The sequence below is a fragment of the Paenibacillus sp. FSL R7-0272 genome, assembly GCF_037969905.1.
In the GTDB taxonomy this organism is placed as follows: domain Bacteria; phylum Bacillota; class Bacilli; order Paenibacillales; family Paenibacillaceae; genus Paenibacillus; species Paenibacillus polysaccharolyticus.
Map to the genome: position 1 here is coordinate 2,068,728 of NZ_CP150221.1, position 15,430 is coordinate 2,084,157.

Here is a 15,430-nt window from a genome sequence, read left to right on the forward strand (position 1 = left end):
TCCTTCATGAGATCAAACTTCAGAATCCGGCCAGATATGTGGAGTATTCAAGCATGGCTTTGACCGAAGGGCGGATTTTGCTCTCGCTCAGCGGGGTATTATCGTTTTTGGAAGGTTTCGAATTCACCTCAAGTAGCCATACGCGTCCACTTGTATCTAGCGCGAGATCGATACCTAGCTCACCAAAATGGGCAGGGATCGCACTCTCAATCCCTTTGGCGATATCGAGTGCTGCTGTATGCAGTCCGGCATAGGCCGAGGCTTTGGCAGAACTGGACAGCTGCGTTTTGGCTACGGCTTCTTTGACGGTACTGAGGCTTCCGCCTCTCGCCAGATTGGAGACGTAATGACTGCCCCCTGCAATACGGGCAACGATGGAAGTTACACTCCACTTTCCTGTCTTGTTTTTCTGTACGAGTGCGCGGAAATCAACAGGCCTGCCGCTGTTGTCAATCAAGGTCAGTCCCTGCTGAATCTGATAACGCGTTGTTTTCATTTTTCCGGACATACTGGCATAGAGTTTATCCAGAGAAGCATAAGATTGTTTGCGGGTACCTCCGACACTTGTCGCCAGAGTTAGATATCCTCCTTCTGGCTGACGGGAGACCCGGATAATGCCTTTGCCCAGTGAACCACGAACCGGCTTCAGAAAGATGATCGGATAACGTTGGCACATTGCTTTGAGAGTCGCTGATGTTTTGAGTAAATGGGACTCGGGCAGCACCCGTTTGAGTGTCGGAATCGACTTAAGTGCGTCAAACACCTCATTTTTGTCCAAGAACTTTTCGTTAAAGGTGTGTGTACCGTATAGCGATTTTACTTCTTTCATAAAATGCTGTACGCTAGGTTTGTTCTCGAGTTTGCGGGACGTCAGCCGGTTATTGACCACATCTGCCACAGGCAGAACGGTCTTTTTCCAGCCTTCATCATATACCCAGCCTTGCATGTAACCAGTTACTGCTCCGATGTCCTCCGGTGTGAAAAAGGATACATAGGCGCCCTGCTTTCGGCAGGCATGCACTAATTCCTGGCAGAACATCGTAATCGAGCCAAAGGGCCGATCAGGTTGATCGGGGTAATCCTGGCTGACCATAACGCTGATGTAGGGTCCCAGGCGAAGCGTATGGCTGGAAGCACGGTAAGATACCCTCAGGACTGAACGGGGCACAAGGCCGGTTTTGCTGGCTACCGTCTGATTGAGTCTTAATCCGTCATACCGGGGAACCGGAATAACTGTAACTTCACGGCGGTACGAACCGAATTGCAGTTGAAGAGGTCTTCCCGAAGGAATTTTGAGTGCTTTGAGAACCCCTTCGCCCAGCATGATGACGTCGTCCTGCAGGATGCCCGAGCCGGTAACCTGTATCGTTACTTTTTTAGTGGACATCACGGATCTCCTTCCGGGCGGCAGCTTGATGTCTGATCTTGAAGTTGAACGGCATCTGAACATGGCATGTGCTTCATCATATGAGGACATATACCCCTTGGTGATTGACCCAGCCGGATTTAAATGTGTTTGATTTGGGGCGTTTTTGGGCGGCCTGATCCAGAACCTTTATTTGAGAGCATAGAATGCGTGTTCTTACACGGATGAACAACCAATTTAGAGGAGGAATTATAATGAATATTTATGACAAAGCCAATGATTTGGCAAAAGCACTAAGAGAAAGTAGCGAGGTTGAGGAGATTACCTCTGCGATGAAATTGATTGAAGCTGATCCAGAGGCCAAAGCAATGCTGGACAACTTCCGTAACCAACAGATGGAATTGCAACAACGCATGATGAGTGGAGATATGCCAGCACCGGATGAGATGGAAAAGATGGAAAAACTCTTTGAAGTATTGAGTCTGAACCTGAACATCCGCCGCCTGTTCGATGCAGAGCGTCGCCTTAGTGTAATTATCGAGGATGTAAACAAAATTATTGCAGACAGCCTCGCTCATCTGTACGGCGGAGCAGAAGCTTAAGCTATAAGCTCAATAAGATACACTTGTCTGTTTTTTTCTCTGATCCTCTCATATTCCCTCTGAACCGTTCATAGACTAGCTATATAGAGTTGACCTATATAAGTTGAACTTATCATTTATACTAGAACGGAGAGGACAGAAAAAACCTGAAAGAGCGAAGCGTTCGCCTTTATCACCGGATTTTCCCCTTTATTAAAGGGAATCAAAAAAATCTGGGGATAACAGCGACTGGAAGGTTATTCTGTCATTGGAGTGAAACGTATAAATAACTTTGGTTCGGCTTATCACAGATCAACGAACGAAGGAGCTGTGAATAGTGAAGAGGTTGAAAAAAACAAAACATGTCATCTATCTGCTGATTGCATTGTCAATGCTGGTTATCGCGCTTCCGCGCATTTCCTTTGCTGGCGGAATGGACTGGGTTAATATTTTCGGTATCGTGTGGGTGCTGTTCTCGCTGTTAATTGTAGGCGCACACCTGCATTTCATTCTTGGCGTAGATGAGGAGAAGAAACGTGCGCTGGAGGCTGTACGCCGGGCAAAGTTACGGCAGTGGGAGATGAAACTGCTGGACAAGCAGGAGCGTAGCGAATCCGTATAAATAAGTTGTAGATAGACCGGAATCCTGAAGTATGTGGGGTTTCGGTCTTATTTATGTGTTCAAGCAAAGCACATAGGAGCAGATCATGCAGGATAACATTGAGAAGTTTTTTTGCAGATCAGGACTCTATGTCAGATGGGGTTATTTTCCTGAGGTCGTGTTATAATAGATACAGTATAGTACAGATGCAACCTCGGGGGTGGTACAGTTGGACGGACAAGAAGAAAACGTCACGAAGCATGAACAGCTTCTACAGCATATTGAACAATTGAAGGTGGGTAGCAAAATCTCGGTGCGCGGGCTTGCACGTGAACTGGGGGTAAGTGAGGGAACCGCTTATCGTGCCGTTAAAGAGGCGGAGAACTTCGGACTGGTCGTGACGAAAGAGAGAATCGGAACGGTGCGGATCGAAAAAAGACCTCGGGGCATGTCGGAGCAACTGACCTTTGCCGACGTGGTCACGATTGTGGAGGGACATGTGCTTGGCGGTAATGAAGGACTAGCCAAGCCATTGCACAAGTATGTGATTGGTGCGATGAAGGAGCAGGCGATGGCGCGGTACATCGATGCTGGCAGTCTGCTTATTGTCGGTAACAGGGAAGATGCTCATTCTTTGGCATTGGAACAAGGAGCTGGCGTATTGATTACGGGTGGCTTTGGTACAAGCAGGGATGTAAGAATTATGGCAGATGAACTGGGACTGCCGATTATCTCCTCCAGACATGATACCTTTACCGTGGCCTCTATGATTAACCGTGCGATCTTTGACAGGCTGATCAAGAAAAAAATCATGCTGGTGGAGGATATTATCGGCCAGAAACCCCGTCTGCAAGTGCTCAAAGTGACGAGTTCGGCCGCGGATTTCCATTCGCTGGTGTCGGAGACAGGGGAGCACCGCTTTCCGGTTGTAGACGAATGGAACCGGGTCATCGGTATTGTGAGTCTGAAGGATGTCAGTGAACTGCAACCGGATCAAAGCATTGAAAAGTGTGTCGTTCGCCGTCCGATTACAGCATCGTTACAGACCTCCCTTGCTTCTGCTGCGCAGATAATGACCTGGGAAGGCATTGATTTCCTACCCATCGTTGATCGTAACCGTAAGCTTATTGCTTCCGTTACACGTAAGGAAGTACTGCAAGCCATGCGTGATGCGCAGAAGCAACCCCAGCTTGGCGAGACCTTTGATCATCTGATCTGGAACGGATTCGCAGAAGAACGTGGGGAGCAGAACGAACTCTTGTTCCACGGCTTCATTATTCCCCAGATGGCCACGGATTTGGGGACGATCTCGGAAGGTGTGTTACTGAATGTGATGACACAAGCTGCCCGAAGAGCAGCGTGGGACGTCACAGGTAATGACCATGTGGTCGATAACGTAACGACTTATTTTGTCCGCCCGGTGCAGATCGAGGATCAGATTATGGTGCGCCCCATGATTCTGGAAACGAGCCGCAGGACATGCAAAATGGATATTGTCATTACCCGTGAGGGCAGTGTGGTGTGCAAGGCAGTCATGACGTTGCAGTCCATAGACCATGCTTAGAATAAATGCATAATACGTAATCGAAAGCGATTGTCTGGAAACATATCCAGGCACATAAAAAGAGAGCGATTGCCCGTCAGGGGAAGACGTGAGCCATGGATTCTGCTATGCGGCATGTGCACTTTGATATGTACGGATCAGCATGTACAGATCACAGCAATGCAGCAAAGTGCATACGGCTTACTCGATTCACCTCAAGATTGTTCGGGAGTGCTCTCTTTTTTTTGCTGATATGTTGTCCAAACCTGACTTGTAGCGAAACGCTTCGGAATGTGCAATGTTTAACCCTAAGCGGTTGTATTGCTGGAATGCTGTTTAAGTCTGGCGTAGTAACTGCGATTACGGAGACCGGCAAACACATTGTAAGCTCCCATGATCAGGAAAAGCGCTTCCACAATGACAGATAACGTAGAACCGGTAAAAACAAACATCAAGATCAGTGCGAGAATGATAAGCATGCAGCCCATCCAGATATTCGTCCAGGAGCGATACAAACCGGCAACATGTTGGTCAGTCGTCCGTCGTGAACGAATGCTGTTCATGGCAGAACAGATCATAGCGATGGCGAAGAGGGCGATCAGGATATACTTGAATACTTCGATCAACACGCAGAAGCAACTCCTTTTTTGAAAAACATAGACTGCCCTTATTGTAGCATGTGACCATGCAGACCAGGGCAGTTTTTTGCATTTTTCGGAGATTATGCTGGAACGTGAATGCGGATCTGTACCCAGACTTGTAAAACGCCCTCCATGACAAGCATCGTTTTGACCTGAACGGAATATTCTTTTTCCCTGACTTTATATATTTTCTGGTTAAGCATGATGCGTGTCATTTTGCTATATTCGTCGATGTTATACACATCTCTTCCACGCAAAACTTCAAGCTCATCCCCGAGTTTCTGTAACATTAGTTTTAGTGAGGCCTCGTCAGGGCCTTTATCGGATTCTTCGGCGCGAACTTTGATCTCTTTGATCACCGTTTGGCGCTTGCTGTATTTTTTCAGCGTTTTTATATCCTCCTCGTTCTGGTGTAGTTGAAGTTGCAGCTCCTGATTGTTTAGCCACAGTTTGTTGTAACTGAGATGAAACACGCCGTTATACACAACACATCCAGCGATCATTCCGAGTACAAATACGGCAGTCATACGCATCAACGGGCGGTAGCGGGAGAAGGGGGGAAGTCTCATACAGGGTCATCACGGGTCATCTAACCCCGACCTCCGCCGCACACCCATTTCACCAGTTCCGTTCCCATATGTGCCCCCATAAAGGCTGAGATCAGGTATAGGATTTGTTTCACTGCTGGTGACAGGTTGCCATCCAGAAAATTACTCTCAATGACTCGCATCGGATCGATCGTACCACCCACAGCGGCAGCGAGTGCCCAGATTTTTATTTTGCCAGAAATATCGAGCATGGTTTGTGTGGGAGGCTGAAGGGAAATGACAGCACCTATACCTCCAATCATCGCGCCGCCCAGCACGATCCCGAATGCAATAAAGAAATCAAGAATGGCTTTGGATAAAAAAGTGCTCACCCACAACACCCCTTTCAGACCAGCAGCATCCCGCCTGTTTTAGGTTTGTACAACAGGGGAGCAGCTTGTACTTCTATTGTATGGGCGAGCCCCCTGACGTTATGATAAAATAGAATAATAAACTCTTTTATTTAGATAGAGAATTCAATTTTAACGGTAACATTCATATAAGTGCATATTTACGCGGATTTCGACGATTCGGATTTTGCGCATTATATAGTACACTACGGCGGCACACAGCATCAATGATGAGAGCTGCCACTGTAAGCGGGGAAAGGAAGTAAAAAGACATGAGTTCTTTTGTGCATTTGCATGTTCACAGTGAATATAGTTTGCTGGACGGCGCTGCGCGTATTCCGGATCTCGTGGATAAAGCCGCAGATCTGGGGATGACGACACTTGCGCTGACCGATCATGGCGTCATGTATGGGGCTATCCCATTTTATAAAGCCTGCGCCCAGCGGGGAATCAAACCGATTATCGGCTGTGAAGCATATATGACGGCAGGTTCTCGCAAAGAACGGGGAAGCCGGAAGGATCAACCGATCTATCATTTGATTTTGCTGGCGAAAAATATGACCGGTTATCGGAACCTGATGAAGCTGTGTTCCATTGGACATCTGGAGGGTTTCCACTATAAACCGCGTATCGACATGGAGAGTTTGGCGGCACATCATGAAGGAATTATTTGTCTCAGCGCTTGTCTCGGCGGCGAAGTTCCTCAGCATCTGTTGCATGGGCGTGAAGAAGAGGCGCGCCGTGCCGCGCTACGTTACAAAAACATCTTTGGCTCCGACTTTTATCTGGAACTACAGGATCACGGACTGGCTGAGCAAAAAAGAGTTAATCCCCAACTGATCAAACTCGCTACTGAATTGGAAATCCAGCTTGTGGCAACGAATGATGCTCATTATCTGTCCGAAGAGGATGCAGAACTGCAAGATGTCCTGATCTGTATCGGGACAGGTAAAACGGTAGAGGATGAGACTCGTTTGCGGATCGGAACGAACCAATTGTATTTGAAGAGCGGCGAGCAGATGGCTCGTCTGTTCCCTCATGTGCCGGAGGCCATCGCTAATACAGTCCGCATCGCCGATTCTTGCGAACTGGAGCTGGAATTTGGCAAATCCATTTTACCGGAATACCGTCCGCTCCCTGAAGGTTTGAGTCCGTCTGCCTATCTTCGTCAGTTGTGTGAAGAGGGTATGAATGCCCGGTATGCAGACTCCGATCGGTGGAACGATACGGCGCTTCGTACAGAGCTGGAGCAACGGCTGGACTATGAGTTGCGGGTTATTGACAGCATGGGATTCTCGGATTATTTCCTGATCGTGTGGGATTTCATCGCTTATGCGCATAAGCAGGGAATTGTCACCGGACCGGGTAGGGGTTCATCGGCAGGAAGCCTGGTGGCTTATACACTTCGTATTACGGATGTCGATCCGATGAAATATAACCTGCTCTTCGAGCGTTTTCTTAATCCAGAGCGGATATCCATGCCCGATATCGATATCGATTTCAGTGATGAACGTCGTGACGAGGTCATTGATTATGTGGCACAGAAATACGGCAAAGCCCATGTTGCCCAGATTATTACTTTTGGAACCATGGCAGCCCGGGCGGCAGTCCGTGATGTTGGGCGGGCGCTGAATGTGCCATATGGCGAAGTGGACAAGGCTGCGAAACTGATTCCTGCACAGCTCGGCATTAATATTGAACGAGCAATGGAAGCTACGCCGGAGCTGAAGGCGTTGTATGAGACGAAACCCAAGACACGTGAGCTGCTCGATATGGCAATGAAGGTGGAAGGCATGCCTCGTCATGCTTCCACGCATGCTGCGGGTGTCGTCATCTCACGAGATCCGCTGACGGATGCCGTTCCATTGCAGGAAGGAAGCGAAGGAACAGCCCTGACACAGTATTCCATGGAAAATCTGGAATCGATAGGGCTGCTTAAGATGGATTTTCTCGGTTTACGAACCCTCTCCATTATAGAACGTTGTCTGCGCTGGATTGGGGAGCATGCGGAAGTTCCAGATTTTACACGGATTGCTGACGACGACCCACTTACGTATGAGATGCTGGGACGCGGCGATACGATGGGTATATTTCAGCTGGAATCTGCCGGAGTACGTCGTGTGTTGAAGGAAATGAAGCCGAGTGTGTTCGAAGATATTATCTCCGTACTGGCGTTGTACCGTCCAGGTCCGATGGAGTTTATCTCCAAATACATTCAGGGTAAGCATGGTCAGATTGAAGTGGAATATCCACATGATGATCTGGAGTCGATTCTGAAAGATACGTACGGCATCATTGTCTATCAGGAGCAGATCATGCAGATTGCATCCCGTATGGCGGGCTTTTCATTGGGAGAAGCGGATTTGCTTCGCCGAGCTGTTTCCAAGAAAAAACGGGAAGTGCTCGATCTGGAACGAGGCCACTTTGTTCAGGGCAGTCTGAAACAGGGATATAGCGAAGCAGAAGCAGACCTCGTTTACGATATGATTGTCAAATTCGCCAACTATGGTTTTCCACGTGCTCACGCGGCAGCGTATGGTGTGCTTGCATTCCAAACGGCATACTTGAAGGCGCACTATCCTGTGCATTTCATGGCTTCGATGCTAACCGCTGTTATGGGGAGCCATCGTAAGGTTGCAGAGTATGTAGTGGAATGCCGTCACATGCAGATTAATGTGCTCCCGCCAGATGTCAATGAAAGTGGCATTTTGTTCACACCTGTGTTTGCTTCGTCTGCTGTGAAGGAGATGGATGAATCAAGGGAAACAGGTGGACAACCACCAAGACGTGAAGCTCCTGAAGCCCGCGAAGATGCTTCTTATGATAACTATGAGGAACATGGGGATTACGGAGAGGTGCCGTTACCGGATGATCCTGGGCCTATGCCGGAGGATAACGAACACTTAACGGAAATGGAGAGAAGTGGATACGACGAAGGTTGGCAGGCTGTATCTGCTAAGTCAGATTCGAAAGAGTCGGGCCGTAAGTTAGACCCGGGTCTGGTGAGAATATCTGTATCGGACACTGTGCTTGGATCGGAACAGGTTCATGATCAGCAAGAAATGCGGGCTCATGATAGGATGCAGGCTGCCGAGCATGCTCAGTCTGAGGATGAGACGCACAACCAGCATCGCGATCAGACGGATGGACAGATTCAGGAGAAAGCATCAGAATTAAACAATGAGGATAGTGGAGCAGTAACGATATGGTCTTCTGGAGCCATTCGTTTCGGGCTGGCTGCAGTGAAAAATGTAGGCACACAAGCGATGGAAAGTATTATGGCAGTCAGACAGGAAAAACCGTTCGACAGTCTGCTCGATTTTTGTCGCCGTGTTGATCTGAGAGTGTGCAACAAACGTGTTATTGAATCACTGATTCAGGCTGGAGCATTTGACAGCCTGCCAGGACATCGTGCTCAATTGCTTGCAATGTTAGACGAGACTGTTGAAGCGGCTCTGAAATGGCGTAAAGAGCGTGAGGATCTGCAGATTCAGCTGTTTGACTTTGTGGAGACACCAAACTGGGAGATTGAATATCCGGAAATTCCTCCGTTCTCGGCAAGTCAGCAGCTGGAACTGGAACGTGAATTGCTTGGTCTGTATCTGTCCGGTCATCCACTGGATGATTACGAAGATGTACTCGCATCGAGCGGGGCTGACCGGATCATGGAATTGACGGAAGCGGCTGACGATACGATGGCCGTCGCCGCAGGTATGGTGGTGTCTGTGAAGTCGATTACGACGAAACAGGGCAAGGCCATGGCGTTCATGGAGCTGGAAGACCAGGTCGAACGCTGCGAAGTGGTTCTCTTTCCCGAGGTATGGCGGCGAAGCCAGCAACATGTCGGGAAAGGTGAACTGCTCGTCGTGCGTGCCAAGGTGCAGCAGCAGGACGAGGGCTTTAAGCTGCTGGCCGAGGAAGTGTCGCCGCTGACACCGGCGGCACTGGAACAGCAGCTGCGCAGCCGCGACCGCCGCGGCAAGCCCGGCAGCGGCAGCGCTTCGCGCCCGGCGGGCGCTGGAGCCGCAGCGCAGCGCAGCGAGGCAGGCACAGGCGCCGCAGCCAGCGCACGCGCGGGCATTGCGACGCCTGCGGCTGGCGCGGCGGAGCAGGGCCGCGCGCCGCGTGGGGCCGAGCAGCGGGTGTTCGTGAAGCTCACCCCGCAGGCCGAGAAGCCCGAGCTGCTGGCGCGCCTCAAAGAGCTGCTCCAGCAGCATCCTGGCCCGGTAGCGACCGTACTTTTCTACGAGCAGCAGCAGAAGCTGCTCGCCTTGAGCGACGCCTACCGGATCAAACCTTCACCGGCACTGTTCTCCGAAATGGAGAAAATGCTTGGTGAAGGGACAGTCAAAATCAAATAAAGCTGAAGCAGGTTTTCACCACCTTCAGCGGGGGATGCCCACCGTTTGCAAGATCAAGAACGGTGGGCATCCTTTTTTTATAAAAGTTCCGTCAATGATGTATCCCTTCGGCTCAGTGTTATCGTTCACCAGAAGTCTTTGCGCGAATGTACACATTGCCAGTGGTAATGATCACAAGAACGGTTATTCCGGTGAAAAACAGCAAAATACGCCGGGAAATTCTATTTTATGAGGAATTGTGTCTGCTCCGTTTACCATGATCTCCGTTCAGAATTACAAGGCTCTCTCTATGAATGAATGATGAGGGAAATACCCTCTTTGAAATTTTAGTCAATAAACGCCAGCTGTACTTGCACATGCTAGCCAACAGAAGATCGGTATGGCGTAATGTCAGCTTGAGCGTGTACATTCGCACAATTTATGAACATTTTGGAAGTTCACTGCATACACTTGAGAACACCGAAGAACCTGGAGGTTCTCGGGGGATTGATGCGGGAGGTCGAGATATGTCATATGAGATCGCGGAAGCTATGCTGGCCCGGCGAGGTGTACACATTGATGCTATCGCAGAGATTGTATATCGTTTGCAGAAAGGGTACCACCCGGAATTGACCATGGACGACTGTGTAACCAGCGTAAAATCCGTTTTGCAAAAAAGAGAGGTACAGTACACACTGTACACCGGCATTGCGCTTGACGAACTGGCTGAAAAAAAGCTTCTACCCCAACCGCTGCAAGCGATAATGGAAGCGGATGAGTCACTCTATGGAGTGGACGAGACTCTGGCTTTAGGGATAACACATGTGTATGGCATGATTGGTTTAACCAGTTTTGGCTATCTGGACAAGGAAAAAATAGGTGTGATTCATGATTTGAATGAACAAAAATCGGCCGTTCACGTGTTCCTGGATGATCTGGTTGCAGGTCTTGCTGCAGCCGCCTCCGCGCGGATTGCACACAAGAATATTAAAGCCAAGAAATACCTTTCAGACCTGTAAGATCTATTAATACCAACAGAAACCTGTGGTTACCATCTCAATCTGTCCAATAGGATTAAGGGCGGCTATGGCTGCCCTGTAAGGTTTTTGCCTCTTAGGAAAAGTCAGCGAATTATATCACATGACTATGACCATTTGGCTTGCCAAGCAGGGGGCAATGTCCCGAATCATCCGATTTTCTCTTGAAAGGTCTTCAACCCTTCCTTGCAGAAAAAAACGGAGGTATGGTATCATTAGTCCAATATACGGGCTCTGAACATTAGCTTAGGGGGCGGACATGGCATGTGGACGGTGATTTACATTGCGCCGACAGCAAAGGTTGCGGACAAGATCAAGACCAAGCTTTCGGAAGAAGGTTTTCTGGTACAGACCCGTCCCATCAGTTTATCCAAGCAACAATATGAGATTCGCGTCCCTTCTGGGGAATTGGAAGAGGTTCAGGAAGTGTTGAATTCCATTCTGCATTCTTGATTCTCGATATTGAAGTGCCTTGGCAGATAACAAAAAGTACCACTGGTACATAAGGGACTGACCGCGGAAGCGGAAAGAGGAATCGACTTGCATGAGTATAATGCTACTGTCCTTCCTTCTTTTTTTGTTAATCGGTTATAGCAGGTAACCTCAATTGTGCGGAGAGTAGCCGTTGAGGTTTGCCTTGTATCGGAGGAATTTTGTTCTGAATGCTAGTAAGGTATAAGTCTTAGCATGAGTTATAAGCGTAAGCGGTTCACCGCAGCATGCAGATCAAGCTGATTGTTACAGCGGACTGTGGCCTGCGGCCATCAAATTATTGGCTGGAGAGGTGTAGTTGTGTTCAAAGATATATTCCAAAAGAAACGGAAGTACGCTACCATACCTTCCGAGCGTGCAATTCCAGGTGAACGTCAAGAAGCCGTCGAGCGCCCGAAACGTGAAATACCTGAAGGGCTTATGAACAAGTGCAGCAAATGCGGCACCATTCAATATAGCAAGGAACTGGAGAAAAACCTGAAAGTATGTCCTGCCTGCGGCTACCATATGCGTCTTAACGCTATGGAACGTATTGCAATGGTACTGGATGAAGAAGGTTTTGTTGAGCATGATGCCGATATGGTTTCGGTTGATCCACTCGGATTCCCGGGGTACAGCAGTAAGCTGGAGCAGCAACGTCTGAAATCGGGTTTGAAGGAAGCTGTTATAACAGGAGAAGGGACCATTGAAGGTCTTCCTGTTGTTGTTGCTGTAATGAGCTTTGATTTCTTCACTGGCAGTATGGGCTCTGTAGTCGGAGAGAAAATTACCCGTGCTGTTGAACATGCCATTGAGAAGAAGCTTCCTTTAATTATTTTCTCTACTTCAGGCGGTGCACGGATGCAGGAGAGTATTCTGAGTCTGATGCAGATGGCTAAAACAAGTGCGGCTTTAGCTCGTTTGGACGAGCAAGGCGGGCTCTATATTTCGGTGATCACCGATCCGACAACCGGTGGGGTATCGGCTAGTTTCGCGAGCCTTGGCGATATTATTATCGCTGAACCTGGCGCTGTATTTGGTTTTGCAGGCAGAATAGTAATTGAGCAAACGATCCGTCAGAAGCTGCCGGATGATTTCCAGACCGCAGAATTCAACCTCCAGCATGGTCAACTGGACATGGTTGTTCACCGGAAAGAACTTCGGGCAACCCTTGGCAAGCTTCTCGATATGCACAGTGAAAAGGGAGGGGTCTAAATGGCGGGTAGTTTGCCATATGAAGCGCCTCTGATTGAGATGCGCAAAAAAATTGAAGAACTCGTTCAGTTTGGGCAGGAAAAAGGGATTGATTTTACCGAAGAAATAGCCCGTCTCGAAGAACGTTATCATAGACTTGAAGAAGAGATTTACACCAGCATAACACCGGCTCAGAAGATGCATTTGGCTCGTCACCAGCAGCGTCCAACAGCACTGGATCTGATTCAGCTCATTTTTACTGATTTTACCGAACTGCATGGTGACCGTATGTTTGGTGACGACCTTGCGGTTGTTGGTGGACTCGCCAAGCTGAATGGACAAACCGTAACGGTACTTGGCCAACAGCGTGGAAAGGATACGAAGGACAACATCGCCCGCTTTTTTGGAAGTGCTCACCCGGAAGGTTTCCGTAAAGGACTTCGCTTGATGAAGCAGGCTGACAAATTTGGTCGCCCGATTATTACGTTTGTTGATACTAAAGGAGCGTATCCGGGTAATACTGCAGAAGAGAGAGGTCAATCGGAAGCGATTGCCCGTAATTTGCTGGAGATGGCTAAACTCTCGGTTCCTGTTATTGTTGTTGTCATCGGCGAAGGTGGAAGCGGCGGTGCTCTAGCTATGGCTGTAGGTAACCGTGTGCTCATGCTCGAGCATGCCATCTATTCTGCAATTTCTCCTAATGGTGCGGCATCGATTCTATGGAAGGATGCATCCAAAGCAGATCAGGCCGCTGAAGCGATGAAAATTACGGCGAAAGACCTGCTCGAGATGGAAGTGATCGAAGAGATTATCCCTGAACCGCGCGGCGGGGCTCACCAGGACTATGATACAGCTGCAACAGCGATCTCCGAAGCTCTAGTTCGTCATCTGGATGAGATGAAAGGATGGAGTGCGGAGCAATTAAAGCAGGATCGCTATGAAAAATTCCGCAAAATCGGCTCAGTAACCTTTGAAGCACCAGCAACAAAGGAAGAAATTGTTGAAAAAAACGAGTCTACAGGTGAAGTAGACCCACAAACCGGAGCAGAATCTGTCCAAGTGGAAGCATCGGAACAGCCGTTAGAAGCAGAACCTGTGAAAAATTTGTCGGGAAATGCAGAATGATGTGACGAATTTCCTATACAAATGATCGAAAGTATAGTAAATTTAATAGTTGGAAAAAGAAAAATAGAGATATAAAGTTAGACCTTTAAAATCGGAGGAAACCCAAAATGCGCAAAACGAAAATTGTATGTACGATTGGCCCATCCAGTGAATCCCTGGAGAATACCAAGAAACTGATTATGGCTGGCATGAACGTTGCCCGTCTGAACTTCTCCCACGGTGATTTCGATGAGCACGGCGGACGGATCGTAGCGATTCGCCAAGCATGTGAAGAGCTGAACAAAACTGTAGCAATCCTGCTTGACACCAAAGGACCGGAAATTCGTACAGGTAAACTTGAAGTTGAGCCAATTGAATTGGTTCAGGACGAGTACATCACTTTGACGACAGAAGAAATTCTGGGAACCAAAGATCGTCTTTCCATTACGTATGCAGATCTTCCTAAGGATGTTGAAGCTGGATCTACAATTCTGATCGACGACGGTCTGATCGGACTGACTGTGGTGGAAGTACAAGGCACCGAGATCAAATGCCGTATCGTTAACGGCGGTACAATCAAAAGCAAAAAAGGTGTTAACGTTCCAGGCGTTGCGATTTCCCTGCCGGGTATCACTGAAAAAGATGCTAACGATATCGTGTTTGGTATCGAACAAGGTATCGATTTCATCGCAGCTTCTTTCGTTCGTAAAGCAAGCGACGTGCTTGAAATTCGTGAATTGCTTGAGAAACATAATGCAGGTCACATTCAAATTATCTCCAAAATCGAAAACCAACAAGGTGTCGACAACCTGGACGAAATCCTTGAAGTGTCTGACGGCCTGATGGTTGCTCGTGGAGACCTAGGTGTGGAAATCCCTGCTGAAGAAGTACCATTGGTACAAAAACGCATGATCGAAAAATGTAATGTTGCAGGTAAACCGGTTATTACAGCTACACAAATGCTGGATTCGATGCAACGTAACCCGCGTCCGACTCGTGCGGAAGCAAGTGACGTAGCCAACGCAATCTTTGACGGTACAGATGCAATCATGTTGTCTGGTGAGACAGCTGCCGGTAAATATCCGGTAGAGTCCGTGCTGACAATGTCCCGTATTGCAGAAAAAGCAGAATCTGCTCTGCCTTACCAAGAGTTATATCTGAAACAACGTGTTGCACAACAAACAACGGTTACTGAAGCGATCAGTCAATCCGTTGCTCTGTCCGCTCAAGATTTGAACGCAAAAGCGATCATCACTTCGACAGAATCCGGACATACTGCACGTATGATCTCTAAATATCGTCCAGAAGCTCCAATCATCGCTGTAACGACAGAAGACAGAACTTCCCGTCGTTTGGCACTGGCATGGGGTGTAACTCCTGTTAAAGGTAGATTGGTTGATTCTACGGATGCTTTGTTCGAAAATGCAATTGAAGGTGGCGTAAAATCAGGACTGGTTAAAGAAGGAGACCTGGTTGTCATTACAGCAGGTGTACCTCTGGGCCGCTCCGGTTCTACTAACCTGATCAAAGTTAGCCAAATTCCAAACAACGCTTAATTGTAGCGTATGATTCGGTAAGTAACATGAAAGAAGCAATGGGGCCTTATGTCCCGTTG

Annotated in this window: 13 protein-coding genes; 9 read left to right on the forward strand and 4 right to left on the reverse strand. The window is 48.3% G+C overall.

From position 1 onward, the window contains the following. Positions 1-19: 19 nt before the first annotated feature. A complete protein-coding gene (locus MKY23_RS09300) occupies positions 20-1,387 on the reverse strand; it encodes a YheC/YheD family protein (RefSeq protein ID WP_339837446.1) in 1,368 nt (455 codons plus the stop codon). Between the two features lie 233 nt (positions 1,388-1,620). Here MKY23_RS09300 and MKY23_RS09305 point away from each other — a divergent pair, with 233 nt between their 5' ends. From MKY23_RS09305 to MKY23_RS09315, 3 genes are all read left to right on the forward strand, one after another. Next, positions 1,621-1,968: a YlbF family regulator gene (locus MKY23_RS09305; protein ID WP_090920200.1), complete on the forward strand. Its 348-nt coding sequence runs from the start codon at positions 1,621-1,623 to the stop codon at positions 1,966-1,968. Between the two features lie 316 nt (positions 1,969-2,284). Further along, the gene (locus MKY23_RS09310; protein ID WP_090920203.1) at positions 2,285-2,569 is read left to right on the forward strand and encodes a hypothetical protein; all 285 of its coding nucleotides are present in this window, start codon (positions 2,285-2,287) and stop codon (positions 2,567-2,569) included. 208 nt (positions 2,570-2,777) lie between these two features. Then, complete coding sequence (locus tag MKY23_RS09315; RefSeq protein WP_090920206.1) at positions 2,778-4,112, forward strand: DRTGG domain-containing protein; 1,335 nt, start codon at positions 2,778-2,780, stop codon at positions 4,110-4,112. 287 nt (positions 4,113-4,399) lie between these two features. Here the strand turns inward: MKY23_RS09315 and MKY23_RS09320 are convergent, their stop codons facing one another. From MKY23_RS09320 to MKY23_RS09330, 3 genes are all read right to left on the reverse strand, one after another. Next, positions 4,400-4,720, reverse strand: coding sequence for a YtpI family protein (locus tag MKY23_RS09320; protein WP_090920209.1), 321 nt, complete (start codon positions 4,718-4,720; stop codon positions 4,400-4,402). A 92-nt stretch (positions 4,721-4,812) separates the two neighbouring features. Next, positions 4,813-5,301, reverse strand: coding sequence for a hypothetical protein (locus MKY23_RS09325; RefSeq protein WP_090920211.1), 489 nt, complete (start codon positions 5,299-5,301; stop codon positions 4,813-4,815). A gap of 20 nt (positions 5,302-5,321) precedes the next feature. Next, entirely contained in the window at positions 5,322-5,651 is a 330-nt protein-coding gene (locus MKY23_RS09330; RefSeq protein WP_090920214.1) for a YtrH family sporulation protein, read from the reverse strand. 290 nt (positions 5,652-5,941) lie between these two features. Here MKY23_RS09330 and MKY23_RS09335 point away from each other — a divergent pair, with 290 nt between their 5' ends. The 6 genes from MKY23_RS09335 to pyk all read left to right on the forward strand — a co-directional run bounded on the left by MKY23_RS09335 (position 5,942) and on the right by pyk (position 15,371). Beyond that, positions 5,942-10,030: a DNA polymerase III subunit alpha gene (locus MKY23_RS09335; RefSeq protein WP_339837450.1), complete on the forward strand. Its 4,089-nt coding sequence runs from the start codon at positions 5,942-5,944 to the stop codon at positions 10,028-10,030. Positions 10,031-10,536: 506 nt separating this feature from the next. Then, positions 10,537-11,028 carry a phosphatidylglycerophosphatase A gene (locus MKY23_RS09340; protein WP_090920516.1) on the forward strand — a complete coding sequence of 164 codons (492 nt, stop codon included), beginning with the start codon at positions 10,537-10,539 and terminating at the stop codon, positions 11,026-11,028. A 282-nt stretch (positions 11,029-11,310) separates the two neighbouring features. Next, a complete protein-coding gene (locus tag MKY23_RS09345) occupies positions 11,311-11,499 on the forward strand; it encodes a glutamate decarboxylase (RefSeq protein WP_090920220.1) in 189 nt (62 codons plus the stop codon). A 339-nt stretch (positions 11,500-11,838) separates the two neighbouring features. After that, complete coding sequence (gene accD / locus MKY23_RS09350; protein ID WP_123064194.1) at positions 11,839-12,732, forward strand: acetyl-CoA carboxylase, carboxyltransferase subunit beta; 894 nt, start codon at positions 11,839-11,841, stop codon at positions 12,730-12,732. Beyond that, the gene (locus tag MKY23_RS09355; RefSeq protein ID WP_090920226.1) at positions 12,733-13,836 is read left to right on the forward strand and encodes an acetyl-CoA carboxylase carboxyltransferase subunit alpha; all 1,104 of its coding nucleotides are present in this window, start codon (positions 12,733-12,735) and stop codon (positions 13,834-13,836) included. Positions 13,837-13,943: 107 nt separating this feature from the next. After that, positions 13,944-15,371, forward strand: coding sequence for a pyruvate kinase (pyk, locus tag MKY23_RS09360; protein ID WP_090920229.1), 1,428 nt, complete (start codon positions 13,944-13,946; stop codon positions 15,369-15,371). The last annotated feature ends 59 nt before the right edge of the window (positions 15,372-15,430 follow it).

Bases quoted from the DNA above. Each gene is read 5' to 3' on its own strand.
- MKY23_RS09300 (WP_339837446.1), bottom strand. From the start codon at position 1,387: ATGTCCACTAAAAAAGTAACGATACAGGTTACCGGCTCGGGCATCCTG.
- MKY23_RS09305 (WP_090920200.1), top strand. From the start codon at position 1,621: ATGAATATTTATGACAAAGCCAATGATTTGGCAAAAGCACTAAGAGAA.
- MKY23_RS09325 (WP_090920211.1), bottom strand. From the start codon at position 5,301: ATGAGACTTCCCCCCTTCTCCCGCTACCGCCCGTTGATGCGTATGACT.
- MKY23_RS09335 (WP_339837450.1), top strand. From the start codon at position 5,942: ATGAGTTCTTTTGTGCATTTGCATGTTCACAGTGAATATAGTTTGCTG.
- MKY23_RS09340 (WP_090920516.1), top strand. From the start codon at position 10,537: ATGTCATATGAGATCGCGGAAGCTATGCTGGCCCGGCGAGGTGTACAC.
- MKY23_RS09345 (WP_090920220.1), top strand. From the start codon at position 11,311: ATGTGGACGGTGATTTACATTGCGCCGACAGCAAAGGTTGCGGACAAG.
- MKY23_RS09355 (WP_090920226.1), top strand. From the start codon at position 12,733: ATGGCGGGTAGTTTGCCATATGAAGCGCCTCTGATTGAGATGCGCAAA.
- pyk (WP_090920229.1), top strand. From the start codon at position 13,944: ATGCGCAAAACGAAAATTGTATGTACGATTGGCCCATCCAGTGAATCC.